The organism is Bacteroides sp. D2, from assembly GCF_025147085.1.
In the GTDB taxonomy this organism is placed as follows: domain Bacteria; phylum Bacteroidota; class Bacteroidia; order Bacteroidales; family Bacteroidaceae; genus Bacteroides.
Map to the genome: position 1 here is coordinate 1,248,081 of NZ_CP102261.1, position 21,109 is coordinate 1,269,189.

Below are 21,109 nucleotides of genomic sequence, written 5' to 3' on the forward strand. Positions count from 1 at the left end.
ATAACATTCAACTATGGCTGTAACTTATCAAACAGAAGGCGTAAAAATGCCTGATATCAAGAAACGTGAGACTACGGAATGGATAAAGACCGTAGCTGCTTCTTACGGAAAAAGACTCGGTGAAATCGCTTATATCTTCTGCTCGGACGAAAAAATTCTGGAGGTAAACCGTCAGTATCTGCAACATGACTACTACACGGACATTATTACTTTCGATTATTGTGAAGGCGATCGTCTATCAGGTGACTTATTCATCAGCCTGGATACGATACGCACCAATGCGGAACAGTTTGGTGCTTCATACGAAGACGAACTACATCGTGTGATTATCCACGGAATTCTTCATTTGTGCGGCATTAATGATAAAGGTCCCGGAGAACGGGAAGTTATGGAAGCAGCTGAGAATAAGGCATTGGGGATGTTGCGATAAGCGCTCATTGCTTTCAATTCGTACACTGCTTTTCAATTCGCCTTTCATAAAAAAGAAACCCCGGCGTAATCACTACGCCGAGGCACTCCATTAGCTTATGCTAATTAACACTAAATTATTAAGAGAGAGATTTAGTCAATTTATTAATAGTTTGGAGTTACTTCACTTCAGGAGTAACCAGTTCCTTAATTGATTTTGTATTTAGGTACAGGAAAGCCAAACGAGGAGTTCCTTCGTTCACTATCAACTGCAATGAATCCGATGTCAGGTAGCCGATACGCTCACGAGTTTTGTACACCTCAACCTTTCCATCATCTTCCTTGCTGAATCCTTCCACAATCAGATAACCATTATCCACTTTCCACGTTTTCAAATCTAAAGACGGAATATTGATAGCAGAACACTTACCACCTTTCTTGAACTCAAATCCTTTCAACTCACCCGTAGACTTGTATGTATAAGGATTGCACCATTTTCCGATAATCTGTTTTTCTACTTTCTTCTGTCCGTAGCTTAAAGCGAAACAAGACAGAGCCATAGCCGTAATCAATAATTTTTTCATCTTAAATCAATATTTATTTTTTTAGTAAATCGTATTTCTGATCAATTCCACGCTCTCGCAGATGAATACCTTCCTTCATCCAACGTGGTTCTTTTGTTCCTTTCAGGTAATAGTCAAAGAACTGCATCATCCGGATTGTCCAGTCTTTCTGTGCACCTCTTCCCAGTACGAAATGTCCTTCACCTTTGTAATTCAACAACCATGCAGGACGTTGTAAGCGACGCATAGCCAAATAAAGAGCACGTCCTTGTTCATATGCAACAGCCTCATCCTCATCATTATGTAATATCAACAAAGGTGTATGTATCTTATCAGCCTCCAAAATTGCTGAACTTGCCAGATACTTATCTTTTGCCTCCCATAAAGTCTTTCCCATACGACTTTGTGTTTCCTCGTACATAAAATATCGTGGCAGACCGCTTCCATTACGAATTCCCAAATATCCGGTCACCATATCCGTAATTGGAGCCGCTATATTGGCACAAGTGAAAAGATCTGTCTTTGTCACCAAATATGATGTTTGATAGCCAGACCAGCTATGTCCCTGTAAGCCTATTTTCCCGGGATGTGCTATCCCCTGCTCTATCAGATACTTCGTTCCACTCACAACAGCATCATAACAACTCTGACCGGGAGTCCCAACCGTGAAATGCACATCCGGCATAAACACAATATAACCATTGCTGGCAAAATACATAGGATCCCCTAACGCACTACTCAACAAAGGTGCATGATAAATATTCAACTCACCGGAATGAGTTTCATAAAACTGCACCAACGCCGGATATTCTTTTTGAGGATCATAATCTTCCGGAAGATAAAGCAACCCCTTATTTTCCTTATTCTCATAATTAGTCCACTTTATCAGTTTAACTGTACCCCATTTATAATCTGCTTGTTGAGGATTCGCATTCGTCACTTTAACGGGATTGGAGAAATCGGACTTACTCCACCACAAATCCCTAAATTCCGATACATTCTGACGATTCCAAACGCAATACTCATGATTGTCAGAAAAACGATGTATAGTATATACATAATTCCCCTCCATCAATTTTCTCAGACGGCCTTTCATATCAAGCTGATAGACACCCTCATCCATCGTGTCTTTATCCCAAAGGCTAACTATGACTTTTTCGTCTTTCTGAAAAACATCCTTATCTATATTACTCGTCATTTTACGAATAGATTTGCCATGCTTGCGACCATATCCTTTAGTCAGGCACTCCGGCTGACGTTCTCCTGTCAAATCAATCTTCCACCAGTCATATGCATCGTACAGAAACACATTATTCCCGTCAGCCGTCCACCCTGCTATTCCATAAGCGGGAGCAGGAGCCGGTTTATCATAACTTTCCATGAACATTGGATAACCGATAGCATCAGATATATTAACAACCTTACCGGTAGCACCATCAAACTTATTCCAGACTTGAGCAATCGGATCATACATTACTGCCCACTTGCCATTTACCGACCATTTGGGAGCTGTACGATAACTACGTCCGATCAACCGTTTTGCACCTGTATGCACATTCACTGAATATATATCGAACGGCAACCGATCCAACCACTCACGCTGCATCTTATAAGGAGATTCATCTGTGTAAAGCACATAGTTCAAATTCTCTGCTCCCGATGGTAAGAGTAAATCTACGGTAAATGGAGCAACTTCTGTGAGCTTCTTAGAAAAAATATCATAAATATACGTCACCGACTTATCCTGCCTATAACGTCCGCCCCTTTGTAAAGTCGGAACTTCCATTTCGTTCCACGTCCACAACTCTAATTCAAAACTCTTGTCCGGTTTCTTCTCCGATTCTTCCCTTCTACGGGAAATCTGCTGTGAGTCCCGAAGTTCAAGTATCAAAAAATTATGGCTTTTAGACAAGTCAATACGTCCGACAGACATACCATCAGGCAAAACAATTTCTTTCCGGTCAAAAAGCAAGTTACAACCCGGCTTCTTTAATGAAAAAGCATACCACAAAGAATCATTTACGCTAAACTCCCCGATCATCTCTTTTTCATTAAAACTATAAGAAGAGGGTTCACTCTTTACAGAACTCTGATAAAGAGTCTTATATGGACCAGCTAAAGGGCCATAGCATAGCTCGTTCCTGTCTGACTTTTTACGAATGAAAAGAATAGAACGTCCTCCGTCATATAATGTATGATAGCCGATACTGTCAATATGAAAAGCAACTTCTGTCTTCAGATGACGTACCACCAGCCTGTTAAAAGCCGGAACATGATTTACCGTATCTTTCGACACATTAGTTACAGAGATTGAGTAAGGGGTCCCTTCCACAGGACGAAAAGCCTCTTTATGTTTCCATTCGGTCTTTACTCCCGAAGGCAATGACAACAAAAATGTTTTCATTACTCCTGCCGAGTCTGCCAACCGATAAAAAGCTCCCTGGTCGTTATTATAAAACTCCAGACGCTCTATATCGCCATTCAGCAATATTTCCTTCCGCGTACGGGAATCGAATAAATGCAGTTTTTTTTCTTCCTTGCTAGCCGGATTATATTCCATCAACGATATACGGTAAGTCACCCATCTGCCTGTCGGTGAAATATCCGGTGCATCAATACGTTTCCAAGATGTACATGCTTCTATATCCAACGGTTTCTTTTGAGCCTCAACAGACAAGCTTCCCCCCAGCAACAATCCTGCTATAATCCCTATATATACAAATATCCGGTTCATCTTATCTTCTCCTGTCATCTTTAATCATATCCTTATTCAAATCGACATCAGAATCAGCCGAGTTGTCATGCAATAACAAGCGGGCAAAGTGACGCCACATCTTATGCTCGAAGAAATCCTCAGACTCACCGAAGAATCCATGTGTACATTTCGGCAATACAAACATTTCGAAATCCTTATCAGCCTTAATCAATGCATCCACCAGACGCAATGTGTTAGCAGGATTCACAGTTTTATCCATCGCACCGGTAAACAGCAACAAGCCGTGCTTGTAATTCTTTACCAACTCTTGATTCGGACGTACACGGACACTATAATCATACATCGTACTTTCTACTCCCAAACTATCTTTAGTCGTTTTCACCTTCTCATCTACACCGAAATGAATCTCAACAAAGCCTTTATTATAAATACGATTGTCATGATTACCTGCCGATGAAACAGCAGCCGAATAGAAATCAGGATAAGTACAAATGGCAGCCGCCGACATAAACCCTCCACCGGAATGGCCGTAAATACCGACTTTGGTGGCATCAATAAACGGATAACGGGCAGCCAGTTGCTCAATAGCATATTTATCATCCGCCAACGGATAATCACGCATATTGTTGTATCCATAGGTATGATAAGCCTTTCCGCGCATCGGAGTGCCACCTCTGTGCCCCACAGTGATTACAATGAACCCCAGTTGAGCCAAACGGGTATTATAAACATCATTAATCGTGAAACGTGTCGGCACATATTCGAAGAACGGTCCCGGATAAACATTCGAAATGATAGGATAAACCTTTGTCGAGTCAAAGTCGGCAGGCTTCCACATCACGCCATACAAATCGGTCACTCCATCGGCAGCTTTTACCTTAAAGCGTTCCGGTGCTTTCCATCCCATCTCATAGACAGGCTGCAAATCGGGCTTTTCCAACGTCATAATCACCTTTCCATTCCGGTTACGAACCACATTCACCGGTTCCTGCGAAACAGTAGAATAAGAATCTACCATATATCGGTAAGACGGAGAGATACTGACATCATGTGACGCATTCTCCGGAGTTAACAGACGAACAGCATTCGGACGATCCAGTTGAGCTTCATAAAGAATGTAATAATAAGGGTCAATGCCTTTCTCACGACCATAACCATAGAAATACATCTTACGCCCGATAGTATCAATCTTGGTAACCGGACCAGCTACCCATATTCCATCGGTCAGTTGGTTCTTTAAGTTTCCCGTTGCTGTGTCATACAGGTAATAGTGTCCCCAACCATTACGTTCGGAACGGAAAAGGATTTCTTTCCCGTCATTCAGGAAAGAAACATTACGCATCTGATAATCGAGATATGGTTTGTTTTCTTCATGAATCACTACGCGCACTTTTCCGGTTTCTACGTCTACCTCGCAAATATCCGACTGGTTCCATGGACGGTTATAACGTTGGAAATACAAACGCTTCCCGTCCTTTGAAATATACAATATGTCAATATACTGATCAGGCCAGCGATTAATATCGATTTTCTTCACTTCACGGGTATCGACATCTCCAATCAACAATTCATATTGGGTGACATGTTTATCGCCTGCCAGTTCGGCTTTATAAGTTTTCAGTGTCGGATATGGAGTAGACAACGAATTGATTAACCATAAATCACGCACTTTCCTGTTATCCTCACGAACAGCATAAAAACGATGGCTACCTGGAATCCAATGAGTAGATTCGGCTCCGAAGCGTCCTTCCAGCTTACCCTCATCTTCACGGTTAAATGTATAATTCGGCTCACCGTCCGTTGTCAGTTGTACAGGAATGGTATCTTGCCCTTTCTTTTGATTCCCAACAAAATACAAATTATCCTTGCTGGCATAAAGAAAATAAAGACTATCTGGAGAATACTTCATCCAATACGGATCACTATTTCCATAAGATGGTTTCTCATTAAGCTGCTTCAGTGCTTTCGTATGAATATTGTACGTATAAAGTCCACGGTCAAAATCAATACGAATCGTTTCGTTATCCTTCATGAAAGTGAAAGACAAATATGGATCTGCCGAAGAATAGGCTTTCTTGGTATATACTGCAATTTTACTCAATAATTCAGCCGTATCAAACAGAAGACGTTTTTCCTTTTTCTTCGGATTTACATAATAATACTTCTTTCCTTCACGTGTAGTAAACGAATAATAAAAACAGTCCGTACCATTAATAAACGTTGGCTTGACTTCTGTTGAATACTTTATTATAGGATTCTGTTCTAACAGACGGAACTTTTCCGCTAACTTATAATTCGCTTTCTGCTGTGCATCGGCAAAGCTACATATCAACAATGCAACCACCAGGCACACATATCTAAAGAGAGAGTTTTTCATAAAATCTTATCTATTGTCTTATTTGTTACGGTTAATATCTCCCCAATAGTCTGCACGAGTATCACCCAGCAAATGCTTGGCAAAGAAACGGTACATCTTCTTCTCAAAATACTTATCAGCAGAACCATATCCATGGCCGGCACCCGGAATCACCAGCATATCAAAATCCTTGCCGGCTTCAATCAATGCCTGCGCCATGCGATAAGTATGAGCAGGGTTCACGTTCTTGTCCATATCACCGGTGACGAGCATTAAATGTCCTTTCAAATTCTTGGCAATCTCCGTATTCGGCTTCACATTGAACTTGTATCCATACTCTTTTGTCTCATTACCCAAACTATCTTTTACTACTTTTTCCACTTCCTTCACACCGTTATAGCATTCTCCCCACCCACGATTATAGATATTGTTATCATGATTTCCGGAACAGGAGACAGCAGCTTTATAAAAGTCCGGATAAGTACAGATGGCTGCAGCAGCCATAAATCCTCCACCGGAATGACCGTAGATACCGACTTTTTTACCATTAATAAATGAATACCTCCGAGCTAACTGCTCAATAGCATATTTGTCATCAGCTAATGGATAATCACGCATATTACCATAACCAAACCGATGGTATGCCTTTCCACGCATAGGAGTATCTCCTCTGTGAGACACAGCAATTACGATAAAACCTAACTGCGCCAAACGGGTACAACATCTGTCTTCTAAGGTAAATGAAGTAGGAACTTGACCAAAGTAAGGCCCCGGATATACCACAGAAATAATCGGATATACCTTAGTAGAATCAAAGTCTGCCGGTTTCCACATTACTCCATGTAAATCGGTTATATTATCAGCAGCCTTCACAACAAAACGTTCCGGTTTTTTCCATCCGGCTTTGTAGGCTAATTCAATATCCGGCTTTGCCAATTCAAGAATCCCTTGTCCCTTGTTATCTTTCAACATGATTTTAGGTTCCATATCCACTCTTGAATAAGTGTCAATATAGTATCTATTAGACTTCAGGAATTTAACCTGATGCTGACCGTCTTCCGTACTTAATGGAGTTACTCCTTCCCTATCAATATGCACTTTATAGAGCATGTAATAAGATGGGTCAATATCTTTTTCCCTGCCATATCCATATAGATATACTGTTCGCCCCAAAGTATCAATAGAAGCTATCTGACCTGCCACCCACTCACCGGAAGTCATCACATTCTTCAACTTTCCATTACCATCATAATGATAGTAATGCCCCCATCCCGTACGCTCCGAACGAAAAAGAATATCTTTACCATCATTCAAAATAGCGACACTACGAGCATGCGGATCACGATACGGTTTGTCAACTTCATGAATTATTTCTTTCACCTCCATTGTAGAGAGGTTGACAGAACACAAATCCACTTCGTCCCATGTACGTTTCGTACGTTCAAAAAAGAGGTATTTACTATCCTTTGTCACACACAAAGGATTTATGTATTGATCCGGCCACTTACTTATGTCTGTTTTTTTTACGGTACGCCCAATCACGTCAACTATAACCAGTTCATTTTGGGTTACATTCTTATCACCAGGGAATTCATAACGATAAGTAGTCAGGGAAGGCCTGTCATCCAACGAATTTATCACCCAAAAATCTCTAAGCAGACGTTCATCTTCGCGTACTAAATAAAGATGCCTTGAATCGGGGCACCAACAGATATCAGACATGACTTCTCCTTCTTCGTCCGTTCCTCCATCATGCGCATAAGAATAATACCGAACTCCATCAGTGGTCAACTGCACTTCCGTCGTATCCATTCCCATCTCCCCATTACCTTTCACATACAGATTGTGTTTCTTCACATACACAAGATATTTTCTGTCTGGCGAATATTTCATCCATGAGTAACGATCAAATAATGACCGACTCTTTTCTTTCTTTTTCTCTACAATCTGGTGTGTCAGGCGATTATATTCATAGTTCCTACCTTTATAAGAAAAAGAAAAAGAAGCCAGGTTTTCAGAAAATTTGATATCACTCAACTCCAGTTTATTCCTGTCCACTACACCCCTAGTAATCTGTGCAATTCCCGATGCCAGTTTCCCTTTATCAAACAATGGTTCTTTTAACCGACGTTCAGGATCTACAAAATAGTAATCCTTCCCGACAGTCGTATGAAATTCAAACCAAAACTTATCTGTTCCATTAATTTCATTCGGCCAGAGATTTAGACTATTAGCAGTAAAATTACCCCCTAAACCGAAAGCCTGAAATTCATTTGCCAATTCATAGTTGGCCTGCTGTTGGGAAAAAGCATGCAGAATGCCTGACCAAGCAAATAAAACTATAAATAATATTCTTTTTCTCATATTCAAATAAACAAAGGAGAATCACATAAAGTATTCAAGACTCAATGCGATTCCCCGCATAATCTATATAGATCAAGTTATTTTAAAGGTCATACTGAACAATCTGGTTAGCATTTCCTATTTTATATAGTACATCCACTATTTTTCCAAAATTATTATCTCCCTCCTTCTCACTTTCCTCATTCGGGTATAATTGTTTTATTTTTACATCATTAACCAATTCTGATTCTTGCTTGTCCTTCTCTTCCACCCCATATATAAAGAAACTTCCGTCTTCCAAGGCAACCCCTAACTGACCGTTGTAAACTCCATATTTTGGATACAAATATATATCATTAGATGAAAGAGCAATCACCTTCTTGTCAAATGTATGAATCAATTTTGGAGCAGATGCCATACCTTTCACATATTGGCAATACCACAATTCATTCCCCATTGCAATAACAACATACTGCTTTTGTTCAAATACAGCCATATCTGTATACTCTTTATTTTTCAATGACGTCAAGTCATTTTCATAATAATCATATATATCCCATTTTTTATTCTTCATTCTGAAATAGCGCAATTGATAAGACATATCGTTACCCTTCATCAAGGCAACCCATGCTTGCATCATGTCGCCATTCACATTAACTGACGCAGTTTTCATTGTTACAATACTTTCATCACGCATATTCTGAAAGTTCTTAGCATCCTCTCCTTCAAATTCAACTATTTCTCCGGTATCCTTCACCGTATTATCATAAAATGTCGGATCATTGGAACTATTCTTCACCCCACCTCCATTTCGAATAATTACCAATGAGTTATCCTCTTCACGGAGAGCCAGAACCGCATCCATATTTCTGTCCTTAAACTTCTGTACAGGATATAAAGCACTGAATCTAGTATAATTCCACAGTGGAATAGACATATAGGCTCCAGCATGAAAATCATTTGCAACCGGCTTCGTGTGCATATAAATATATCCATTTTCATCACGAATAAATTTTGCAGAGTAAGACATGGCAGCTTCTACAGGTTTGAAGCCCCCCACCGGCAAATCCCCATAGAACTCATCCTCTGTATATACTTCACGCTCCAAAGTATTACCGTTCAGCTCCACCCAACGATCTTGCATCACTACCAGTTCATCATATACAGTCTCTACCTGTCCGAAAGTACTAGGATAACCCAAATGTTCAAAAACACCTTTGGGGTTGGTTCCTAAATCTTTGACTAAATACTTTTCGACAGAATGATATGCGATAGAATCACGTACCACTTTCTCACCCCAGATATTCACAGTTTCTGACACACCATACAAGGTCTTAATCTTGATAAATGAAAGTGTTGACTTTCCATCTACGTCAGACAAAACCACCCATCCTCTCTGATAAGGAGAACGAACCAAAATGTCTGTTGAAGCAGAGTACTTAACCCCTGTTTTATTGTCGATGACGGAAAATGTGAGTTCAAACAATCCGATCTTATGAGAATTGAAAGTATACGAAGGTGCTTTTACATTCAACAATTCTCCGTCTAGTCTCCATTCGTAACTCACATCCGGATCTGTTTTATCAATTGTAAACTCAAACGTAGGTGTTATAACTAAGTCTTCATCTATCCCAACACTATAGTTTTTTTCAATATTACTAATAGTGCCTTTCAGTTCATTAATCGGTGTATAATCATAATTGTTTTTATCATCCAGGCAACTGCAAATGCTACTCAATAAAAGTAGTAATAAAATATAAACTGTTATCTTTTTCATACTTCTTCCGTTTTTTAATTATCCGGCAACAGGAATTTCCATTTTACCATACTCATCACTCATGGGTTCATCCGGATGTTGAGTATTATAATCTTTAATTCTATTTTTCAGACGCAGTGCATATTTACGCAATATAAACATATCTTTTCCGTCAAATACCACCCCGTCTTTTTTCAATTCTTCCAAAAACATTAAATATTTCTTTTCCGAATACCTCCCCAAATACCATTCTTCAACAATGTTGTAGGGATTATTCACATCACCGTCGTTTCTAGTCCACCACTCAGGTGCAAACAACAAATTAGATACGGAAATAATAGCACGTGAATAGACACTCGGACCTTGACGAACCTCACCACCGTCATTCACTTGCAACGTCAGCAGTTCAGCTTTCGTATCCAATTTTTCGTAATACTTCAGAACCACCAATATTTCTCCGGTTAGTTCTCCTGCTTTAATTACGCACTTCTCTGGCAATTCATATTGGGTAGCAGGCAAAGTCGTTCGTTCCGGATCTACACTGACCGTAAACTCCAAATCCTTATCCTGTACTTTTCCAGAAATGGTAACTCCTAATAATATCTTAGCATTTTCACCTTCATTGTAAAACTTAAAAGATACACCTGTTGTATCTGTTGTCATATTTTTCTCAAATGCAATATATGACACATCATTTGTATGGGTCAGTAATCCTTGCTCCTCACAAGAAGTAAAGAAGGAGACTCCCAACAATACAATGACTATATAAAAACTTATTCTTTTCATATATCTTCAATCTTTCAAAATTTAAATATTGCTTTCCGAATCAGGCAATGGCATCACCAAATTATCTTCAATCGCCGGATATTCTACGGACTGCTTTTCATCCGACCCTTCCAAGTTCCGTTTCAAACGCTTGTATAAAAAGAAAGTCTGTCCTTCGCCAATAAACTCGCGACGGGCGTCATCAACAATCAGATTAATAAAGTCTTGCTTCGTACCCGATTTGCTAAGGTCAGGAGAACTAATACCTCTCCCTTGTTTCACAGTTTTAAGATATGTCTTGGCCAATTCCTTATCTGTATCATAAATAGCCTCTGCAGCTATATAATATACTTCAGACATACGAATCATAGGCACCATTGTACTATTCACTTTACCAAAACCAGAACCTTCATCTTGTTTTTTATACTTCAATGAACGATAAAAAGAAGAAGTATTCGGTCCTAACTGATACTTAAGACGCCAGTCTTTATCGCTTTCGGTACCGAAGAATTTCGTTATCACAGCATCACTCAAAGCCAGATACTTTTCATCATCCGGTTTGGTAGCATTATCACTTGCATGATTAATCTCCAAATCCCAATCAGTCTGATCTGTAGAATATAATGCAAATATAATGTCTTCATACATCTTTATATTCCCATTCTCTATATTCATAGGTCCACTATAACTACTTGTTACTGCCTTATAATAACCTTTATCAGCATTAATATCTATTAGTAACTTCGCTGTTTCATAGGCCTTTTCCGATTGTCCTGCATATAAGTAAACACGAGCCAACTCCGCAGTTACGGCATGATAATTAAGATGGAATCCTCTGTACCACACAAAACGTTCTTCTCCGGAAGGAGACTTAGTAAAACGATTACCCGAAGTAAACTCTGATGACTTATCCACATCCTTCAAAATCTTTTGCGCTTCTACTAAATCAGCGATGATGCGTTCCAAACAGTAACCGACTGTTTGTCGATCGGATAAATAAGATGGATATTTGTCCACATAAGGAATAAAAAGCCTATCTCCCGGATTCATAGCCAAAGACGGCGCATATATACGTAACAAATCAAAATGCATATACGCCCGTAAGGCAATAGCTTCTCCTAAAATCATATTTTTCTCCTGCGTACGTTTGTAGAACAGCATTGTATCTTCCTCTGCCACCTGCTGTGCAAGGTTATTACAATTGGCTATGATATTCCACGCTGCGCTCCACATAGCATCTGTTGTAGGAGTAAGTTCAGAGTTCTTATACAAAAACTTCGATAATTTCTTCATAGCTTTACCACCACCGCTGTCGGGGGCTTTGTCCAAGTCATATACCTGTCCCCAGCCATCTATCAACCCCCAGCTCAGATTACTACCGTACAAATCGAAAGTCGCCAACTTCCGGTATATACCGTTCAGAGCTGTACGATAACCATTTCCTGTCTCAAACAAATATTCTTCCTTTATCTCATCCGCAGGTCTCACGTCCAGCCAGTCACTACAAGAACTGAACGAGATAGCTGCTAGACATGACACAAATATTATTGTATATATCTTTTTCATTTTTTCTTCTTTTTTTAGAACTGTGCTTTTAATGAGAATTCCACTTTCCAAGATCTCGGATAGCTCAATCCGCGTTCCTGTTTAATAGAGGACCAGTTTATCAAGTCACTCGTAGAAGCTTCCAGACGAAGCAGATTCATGCGGAGATGTTTTTTTATCCAGTCACGGTTAAAATCATAGCTGACATTCAATGAATTCAATCGAACCAATGCTTTATCCTGCACGAAACGTGATGTTGGCAAAGTAGTCATCCCCCGGTCTTTAATATCTTTAAACTGAGCTATGTCACCCGGTTTTTTCCATCTGTCCGTCAATACGCGTAAATCGACATTCTTGTTCACTAAGTCCGCATTTTCCACATTGTTGACCAATGTTTGATTGTATTCCTGTCCACCCCACTCATAAAGAAATGAAGCAAACAGAGTCCAATTCTTATACGACAGGTTCAACCCGAAAGCACCACTACATTTAGGTTCTGTATTTCCAACTACAACCTCCTGCGCAGCATTCCACTTATCAGCTATAGAGCCATCACGGTTCAAAAAGATCTCTTTACCCGTAGTAGGATCAATGCCCAATGAACGTACAGCCCAAATTGAAGTCAGAGAAGCTCCTTCCTCATACTGTGGCAGTGGTACCGAATATTCCGCACCATGAGACAGCCCTAATGTTTCTTGATAAAGTGCTTCATTTTTATAATAAGCGGCCACTCTCTCATTATATGCTTTCTGAGAGTCGGAAATCTTCAGAATCTCATTCTTATTGTGCGCCATATTTCCCCATAACGCCACATTCCAGTTTCTGTCACGATAAATATCCGCACGAAGTTTTAATTCTACGCCTTTGTTGGCAACTTGTCCCATATTATCTTTGTAAGTAGAGAAACCGGAAGTTTGGGAAAGAGTGACATCATTCACCAAGTCAATTGTCTTATTATAGTAATACTCGAAATCAACAGTCAGGCGATCATGGAACGTTTTTGTTTCGATACCAACACTCAGCTTATCCGTCTTTTCCCAAGTCAAATCTTTATTACCTAAAGCTTTCAATACAGCCCCATAACCTGTTATATACCATTCATCAAATAAAGTTTCATACATCGTCGTTGCAGCATAAGCCGGGAAATTAACTTTACCGGTACGCCCATAAGAAGCACGTAATTTTAACTTATTGATATATCCGTTACTTTTGAAGAAATCATAGTTATGAATATTAACACCCAAACCTCCAGAGAAGAAAGGAGCCCACTTCTGATTCGCCCCAAACTCTGACGAACCGTCGAAACGTACAGAAGCGTCTACCAAATAAATATCATTCCACGTATAATTGGCAGAAGCTAATACGCTAACCCTTCGTGTGGTATTCTCAGTACGAGTAGGTTTCTTATATACTTCCGCCGCATAATTCAGAGAGTGAAACTCACCCGACGGAAATCCACGATAATGAGCATTGGTACTCTCAGTGGTACCTGAAGCTGCTTCCCAACCTGCTGAAACATTCAAATTGTGCTGCTTGTTAAAGCTACGTGTATAGTATAAAAAAGCATTGGAATTCCAATCCAAACTTTCTCCATTCGTCGTATACAAATCACCGGCAAGATTATTATCTTTTGAACCTGTAACACTAGTCTTACTTGAAAGCGGATCAATAAACTTTTCTGATTTGGAATATTTCTTCGTTACACTGAACTGCCCTTTAACCGTCCAGTAATCATTCAGGTACCAGTTAAAGCTCAAATTATCAATAACCTCATCATAAGAGTTCCAATTATAATTACCCAAAGTTGCTTCATATAGCGGATTATTATTGTCACGTCCGCTAATTTTCGAATATGTGAGTTTCTCCCGGAGTGTTCCATCATCTTTATAAGGAGAGTCATAAGGCTGTAGTCCGCTAAAATCACTAAACGAACCATACGGAGATTCTTTCGATTTCGTATGCCCGAAAGATACATAGTTTCTTACTTGCAAATTCTTGATGCGATAATCCAAAGAGAAGCCTGCACTATAGCGATTACGTTCTGTACCCTTCATCACACCATCTGCTATATTAAATGAACCGTCCACACCATAACGCAAATTAGGTGTTCCTCCCTCTAAGTAAATACTGTGCTTATGATTGAAAGAATTTTGAAGTGGAATAGACATCCAATCCGTATCTACTCCTTTTTGAATTAAAGCGTATTTCTTATAATAGTTGTTCATCCCTACCGCAGTCGATGGAATGTTAGCTTGTCCTTTATCAAATAATCCTGCGAGACGCTCTATTTCCAGCTTCTCCGATGCATTTGCCAAATTATAATCCCGTAAATCGGGCATTTCCAACGTTCCTGTAAAGTTATAAGAGACACGAACCTCTCCTGCTTTCGGAGCAACAGTAGTAATTACCACCACTCCATTAGCAGCACGTGAACCATACATAGCAGTAGCAGCAGCATCTTTCAAAACCGTCAAACTCTCAATACGGGTAGGATCCAAGTCATATACCTTCTCAATGCTTACTTCAAAACCGTCCATGATAAAAGTTGGTAAATTAGGATTATTCTCCAAATTTGATTTTGAAAGCTGATCTTTATCCAGTTCTTTAACGCCAAAACCGGAACGTCCACGAATATACATTTCTGGTAAAGCATTCGGGTCAGAACCAAATTGTACGTTATCTACCAAACGGAAAGAGGGATCGAATGACTGGATCGCCCCAATTATATTTGTCTGTGACACCTTACGCAAGTCATCACCCGAAATCTGAGTCGAACTACCCGTAAAACTGGATTTACGTACATTGCTATATCCGGTCACAACCACATCTTCCAATGTTTTGACATCATCCACCAATGTAATTTCAACCGTTTTCCGACGAGTAGCATCCACTTGGACAGTTTGCTTCTTCATACCTATAAAAGAAACTTCCAACACCACCTTATCACTTTTTACGTCCAAAGTAAATTCACCTTCAATATTGGTAGAAGTACCTGTACGAGTACCTTTAACAATAATACTAGCTCCGGGAATCGGCTCTCCATGTGAGTCTGTCACCATACCACGGACACGGTTTTCACGCTTTTGTTTTCGAATGACAACAATACCGTCTTTCATCACATAGTCAAACCCTTGAGGATTCAACACTAATTTAAGAGTTGTATCCCATCTCTCGTTCTTCACATCAAGTGATACCGAAGGAACACCCTTGAACATTTGTGAATTATATAACATATTCACACCTGTCTGTTTTTTCACTGCATCCAGGACAGTCTCTATAGAGACATTGTGCAGTTTCAAAGTCACCGTCTTGTCTTGTGACGGTAATGCCCATGCACTAAACGTACAGCACATTGCCACTAGAAAACATAGCAGCCATCGTTTTTCTCTCATAAATTAATAATTAAACTTTTGTGTACCTAATATTCTAACTATTCTAATATTCTATCTTTTCCATTCCTGTTCTTCCACTTTGTCATATATCAATATATTCCTGCCACTGATTTTATAAGTAAGGTCTCCTGTCAGTTCCAGTGCATCCAGGAATGAATTTATTGTTCCGTAGCGTTTCAAGTTACCACTATAGGTAATGTCGCGCAGGTTAGGGGTTTCGTAATAAACCTGTATGTCGTACCAGCGTTCGAATGTCTTCATTATATCGCCCAAGGGACGGTCATTAAAGATGTACATACCATCTACCCAACCAACATATTCTTCCAAATCCACCTTGCGTTTCGTTGAACTATTGGCAAATACAACAGCTTGTTCACCCGGTGAGAGAGTAACCGTTTCCGCATTTAATGTAGAGAATTTCACTTTTCCATGTACTAGGGTTGTATAACAAACAGGGGTATCGGCATAAGCATTCACGTTGAATTCAGTACCAAGTACAGTTATTTCCCCGAGATGAGTTTGTACCACAAATGGATGATTCTCATCTCCTGCTACATCAAAATAAGCTTCACCCTCCAAACGCACAATTCGACGTTTACCGGCAAAACGTACCGGATAGGTCAATTTAGAACCGGCATTCAAATGTACTGTCGTTCCATCTGCAAGGATTACAGTATTTTCACCTCCACGCGGTATTACCAGTTCATTTGATTTGCCAGATTGTTCTTCAATGTTTTTCTCCTCATGTTGTGTCGTGACGGTAGGCTGATAAGACAGCACTCCTTTCTTATATTTTACTTGAACGCCATCTACTACTACGCTTACTTCTTTTCTATGCACATCAATCACGCTGCCATCGGACAAAGTCAATTGTGCCTGCTGCGTTCCCGGCTGAATCAAAGTTTTCCCTTCTTTTTCCGATGAGATATAATTCGACATATAGAAAGAAAGAGCAACGGCTAAAGTAACGACAGCCGCAGCAGCGTACCACCCCACCCGACGAGAACGACTCTTCCGGCCTTTCGATTCCATCTGCCCGATACTCTGAAGAAAAGACTGATAAGCTTTCTTTGACGAATATTTTTGATATTCTCCAAAGGCGACTTTCAAAGTCTCCCCGCTCTGTAACTGCTCGTATACATTTCGTAAGTCCGGACATTCTGCCAACCGTTTCTCAAGATCTTTTTGTTCCACTTCATCAGCCTCCCCCAAAAGAACCTTTCTCATTAAAGCAGCGTCTTGATATACATTTTCGAACTTCTTCATCTTATTGCGTTTTTTTAATTAAACAATTGTTTAATTCATCTTTATTATAGATATACACAACTCATAAAAACGGGTGACAAAAAGATGACATTTTTTTGAGATAAAAGAATAATGAATCAGAATTTAGAGGTAGAAATATATCATAATGTCATTATATAGAAGAAAAAGATTTGATTTTAACAAATAGAATAAATTTTAATCAATCAATAAAAAGACAAAGAAGTATCAGAATGTTTTTTTATTTTTAGAAAAATAAAAAAAGAATTATGGAATGAATGGAATCCCCCAACCTTTCACGGAGGAATTTATAGCTGCGAGTCTTTTGGGTTTTGACAGTATTGATACTTATCTCCAGACGTTCCGCTATCTCTTCCCATGTATGTCCCTCAATTCTCATTAAAATAATCCGACGTTGTTCGGCAGGAAGTTCTTCGATATAGCAATAGAGTTGCCGGATAATTTCTTCTTTTACTGTCAGTGCATAAATCGTATCTTCGTCCACCATACTTTCTTCTTCCGCCAAAGAACTTAAAATAGTATCATGAATTTGATTATTACGTATATATAATAAGGCATTATTATAGCAGGCACGATAAAGATAATTGGTAAGTTCTTTAATATCAGAAAAGGTACGCTTCCCCTCCCATACAGAAATAAAAACTTCCTGTACCAAATCTTCCACCGCATCGGGGACTGGCAATATCTTGGAAACATAAACACATAAAGCAGTATAAAAACGATCGTAGAAATCGCCCCACATCTTTTTATCCTTCCGGTTTACTCCCGCTACTATGATGTCAATTTTATCGTTCATACTGTCACTTTTCCTGCGAAAAAAGAGAACAAAATTTATAAAAATCACCGTAACTACTTACTTTTGCGATATTTATGAATGCAAATATATTGTTTTTTTCAGAAACGCAGACCTTGCCGACTTACAAAATAAAAAATAAAATGCAACAGGGCACAAAAGGCGCAAGCTTTAAAGAGGAATATAAAAATAAGAAATACTTCGATTAGTAATAACATTATTTGCAATAAAATCATTACCAATCAAAATATGTTCGGGACTTGATTGTTTACTACTTTCTGATTGCTATGATATATGCTGTCATTCACAGTCGTCACAGAGGCGTAACCATCTTATTCACAGATATCTTATGTGAACAGGTAGTATCATTCTCACTCTTCACAGCCCTTCACTTTCTTCACCAAATACACATTGCCCAATCTCGTATGCTGTCGACTGATACCCGTTGCAGTCAGAATCTGCGCCAATTGGATAGGAGTACAATTACGAAGTACAGCCGGAAACCTCTTTTTCAATTCTTGATGAATGATAGCGGCGGAGAGTGACAGACAATCCGGTTCATCCAACATGGCAGGCGCGTATATGTTGCACACAATGTCTTCTATGGGGTTGACATGATAGTATGCGCTATTATGACGTTGCAAAGCATGTTCTTCCTCCTTGTTGAACCAGTGACGGGCACCTGCAAGCAATTCCTCTTTCAGTTGGGCGTAGATTTGTGAATGTTCAATTCCGGTACAGTCAATATCATGCTCCGCTTCAATGCAGATGAATCTGCGGCTGCCTGTCGGATCGCACAGTAAGTCAGTCCGGTTACTTGTTCCGATGAAAGAGGCGATACGAGGCAGCGACCGGAAATTTTTCTGATAGGCTTTGCAGATGTTGAGGCTGGACATTTGCATCAGATTTTTAAGTAACGGCATCTTTTGTGCTCCGAATTTATCAAATTCGTCCATGTTTAGTAACCCCATCTCGGCTAGGAGACGTTCGGGATTGCCTTGTGCGGTTAGTTTCAGATTATCCGAATAATAACGGGCTAGTTGTGGCGGCATCAGCATACGGCAGAAAGTGGATTTATGGCGTCCCTGTTCTTCGCTGATAAGTATCGGGGCTACGCTGTTTGCTTGTGTTTGATTCACTCCCAGCCATTGGGCGGCAAGTCCGAGCATCCAGGTGTGAAAGCTTTTTATCCATATAGGAGTGTCGGATACTCGCTTCGCCAAGGGCTTCAACCGATCCGTTCCGTCCCAGGCAGGTAGTTCGTTCATATAAAGCCGGAAAGGGTGGTAGCTTTCCACTAGGGTAGAGTAAATGTATCTTTGAAGGTCCTTGTCCCAGCAGTTGATTCCTTCTTTGTGGGCTTCCAGGCAGAAAGTATTCAGTTCTCGCTTGTCTATGCGGCAGAAAGGAATTTCTCGTTGCCCGGAGGGGCGAAATTCGGTTTCTTCGGTGAGTAAGTTGTAGCGGAAGTCATATCGTACTTTCAAAAAGTCAATCACTTGTCGTGTTAGAAGGACGGGGTGTTTATGTACTTCTTGTTTATATGCTTCCTGTTCATCTATTTCTTGCATTTTCGGTACGTTCTTTGAAGTGTTCGGTGAAACGATGACGTTTGACGATTCTTTCATCAATGCTTGTATTCTTTTTGCCAAACGTTTCGAGTTATATTCTAATGTCTTCATATTTTTCTTGTTTTTTAAATGAATAAATGTTGTTTTTTCGACCGGTTGATGCCGCTAAGGTATAACATGAAATATGGGGTTTGCAAGTATTTAACTAAGAAAATATTTATTTTCTTCTGAAACGAAAAACAAGCTTTTCTATGCTGATATATCGTTACTTTGTCGTATCTTTAGTGCTCAGGGAAAACGCATTATAAATCATGTAAAATAAGTTCCCATAAGAATTCATTATCCCACCCTGCTATTAATCTTTTTCTATTGATTGGTATCTCTCTTTTGTTGTTTCTTAATGTAGCCAATGCAATTTTCGCCAGTACGGAGAAGTTTAATGCTGATATATTTCTTCTTCTGGTATTATCTTCATGGAAATTGACATCTAGCTGCCAATGTAGATTATTCTCAATTTCCCAGTGTTCTCTACTATTTTTAAGTATCTTCTGCGCATCAGGTTCCAAGGAAGATATAAAACATCTTTTTTCCACTGTAGTGCCTTTGTTTGTATTTCTGGTATTCTCTATATATCCGAAAGACTGTATATTTTTCCACTTCTTTCTAATATCTGCTCCCAGAAAACCAGGATCGTTGCAGCAATAGCAGATTCTCGACTCATTCCTGCCATGTCCTTCTTCATGCGTCTCATATTTGTCAAATCGTACTGTTGTACCTTTTGATACAATACTTTCTGTTACTGACAGTACTATTTCCTTTAATTTCGGTTGATTATCTTTCACTATAAAAATGTAGTCACCTTCTCCCTTTATGACTTTCTCTGCAATTGTACGCTGGCATCCTAAAGCGTCAATTGTAATAATACAATCTTTTATACACAACATATCTAATAATTCAGGAATGACAACTATCTCATTTTCCTTTTCTTGTGTACATAACTGTCCAAGGGAGATTCCCAGTTCTGTTGCAAATGCACTGATGACATGCAATTTGTACTTTCCCGTATTCGAATCAGGAAGCACTCCTTGTTTACGATGACGCTTGTCCTGTTCGGATTCATAGGCTCCTCGTATGGTTTTACCATCAATGGCTATATGCCCCGAATAACATTTGAGAATGCTTTGGACCCATTGCCTATAAGATTCTTCAAATTTTAAAGGATCTAATGCCGAGAAAAAGCGATTAAATGTATCATGGGAAGGGATACCATTAAAATTGGAAAGCTTGGCTGCAAAAAAAGATTCTTTACTTTTACCAAAGTCTTCTATTGAATTCCAAGTATCAGCGCCACATATAACAGCAGAAATTGCAATAAGAACAATGGTACTGGCCTGATGTTTTTTACAACGGTCTATCCGGTTATCTATCAATATTAATGAATCAGCAAATTCATGTAGGTTGCTGATCTCAATCTTTCTTTTAGTTTCTTGCTTCATTTTAATTGTGATTTATAATCACGTAAATGTACTCAAATAATATTGTAAATGAAAGATAAATATCTTATTAATAAGATGAAAAGACAATATTGGTGTAAGATAAATGTATAAAAGATTAAGG

At 39.3% G+C, this 21,109-nt stretch carries 13 protein-coding genes; 1 reads left to right on the forward strand and 12 read right to left on the reverse strand.

Annotated elements, in window-relative coordinates:
• Positions 1 to 13: 13 nt before the first annotated feature.
• The gene (ybeY, locus tag NQ505_RS04355; protein WP_004298035.1) at positions 14 to 430 is read left to right on the forward strand and encodes an rRNA maturation RNase YbeY; all 417 of its coding nucleotides are present in this window, start codon (positions 14 to 16) and stop codon (positions 428 to 430) included.
• A gap of 157 nt (positions 431 to 587) precedes the next feature.
• Here the strand turns inward: ybeY and NQ505_RS04360 are convergent, their stop codons facing one another.
• The 12 genes from NQ505_RS04360 to NQ505_RS04415 all read right to left on the reverse strand — a co-directional run bounded on the left by NQ505_RS04360 (position 588) and on the right by NQ505_RS04415 (position 20,988).
• Positions 588 to 992 carry a lipocalin family protein gene (locus NQ505_RS04360; protein ID WP_004298034.1) on the reverse strand — a complete coding sequence of 135 codons (405 nt, stop codon included), beginning with the start codon at positions 990 to 992 and terminating at the stop codon, positions 588 to 590.
• Between the two features lie 13 nt (positions 993 to 1,005).
• A complete protein-coding gene (locus tag NQ505_RS04365) occupies positions 1,006 to 3,723 on the reverse strand; it encodes a prolyl oligopeptidase family serine peptidase (protein ID WP_004298032.1) in 2,718 nt (905 codons plus the stop codon).
• Positions 3,707 to 6,064: a S9 family peptidase gene (locus tag NQ505_RS04370; RefSeq protein WP_008998256.1), complete on the reverse strand. Its 2,358-nt coding sequence runs from the start codon at positions 6,062 to 6,064 to the stop codon at positions 3,707 to 3,709. Before NQ505_RS04370 ends, NQ505_RS04365 begins: the two co-directional genes overlap by 17 nt.
• 18 nt (positions 6,065 to 6,082) lie before the next feature.
• A complete protein-coding gene (locus NQ505_RS04375) occupies positions 6,083 to 8,407 on the reverse strand; it encodes a S9 family peptidase (protein ID WP_004298030.1) in 2,325 nt (774 codons plus the stop codon).
• An 82-nt stretch (positions 8,408 to 8,489) separates the two neighbouring features.
• Entirely contained in the window at positions 8,490 to 10,163 is a 1,674-nt protein-coding gene (locus tag NQ505_RS04380) for a PKD-like family lipoprotein (protein ID WP_004298029.1), read from the reverse strand.
• Positions 10,164 to 10,181: 18 nt separating this feature from the next.
• Positions 10,182 to 10,928 (reverse strand): DUF4843 domain-containing protein, encoded by a 747-nt coding sequence (locus NQ505_RS04385; RefSeq protein WP_004298027.1) that lies wholly within the window; start codon positions 10,926 to 10,928, stop codon positions 10,182 to 10,184.
• A gap of 21 nt (positions 10,929 to 10,949) precedes the next feature.
• Positions 10,950 to 12,473 (reverse strand): RagB/SusD family nutrient uptake outer membrane protein, encoded by a 1,524-nt coding sequence (locus NQ505_RS04390; protein ID WP_004302963.1) that lies wholly within the window; start codon positions 12,471 to 12,473, stop codon positions 10,950 to 10,952.
• A gap of 14 nt (positions 12,474 to 12,487) precedes the next feature.
• Positions 12,488 to 15,844, reverse strand: coding sequence for a SusC/RagA family TonB-linked outer membrane protein (locus NQ505_RS04395; protein ID WP_004298023.1), 3,357 nt, complete (start codon positions 15,842 to 15,844; stop codon positions 12,488 to 12,490).
• A 51-nt stretch (positions 15,845 to 15,895) separates the two neighbouring features.
• Complete coding sequence (locus NQ505_RS04400) at positions 15,896 to 17,110, reverse strand: FecR family protein (RefSeq protein WP_004298022.1); 1,215 nt, start codon at positions 17,108 to 17,110, stop codon at positions 15,896 to 15,898.
• Between the two features lie 244 nt (positions 17,111 to 17,354).
• Positions 17,355 to 17,924 (reverse strand): RNA polymerase sigma-70 factor, encoded by a 570-nt coding sequence (locus tag NQ505_RS04405; RefSeq protein WP_004298021.1) that lies wholly within the window; start codon positions 17,922 to 17,924, stop codon positions 17,355 to 17,357.
• 368 nt (positions 17,925 to 18,292) lie between these two features.
• The gene (locus NQ505_RS04410; RefSeq protein ID WP_004298019.1) at positions 18,293 to 19,603 is read right to left on the reverse strand and encodes a VapE domain-containing protein; all 1,311 of its coding nucleotides are present in this window, start codon (positions 19,601 to 19,603) and stop codon (positions 18,293 to 18,295) included.
• A gap of 191 nt (positions 19,604 to 19,794) precedes the next feature.
• Positions 19,795 to 20,988: an ISAs1-like element ISBaov2 family transposase gene (locus tag NQ505_RS04415; RefSeq protein ID WP_004296414.1), complete on the reverse strand. Its 1,194-nt coding sequence runs from the start codon at positions 20,986 to 20,988 to the stop codon at positions 19,795 to 19,797.
• Positions 20,989 to 21,109: the final 121 nt, after the last annotated feature.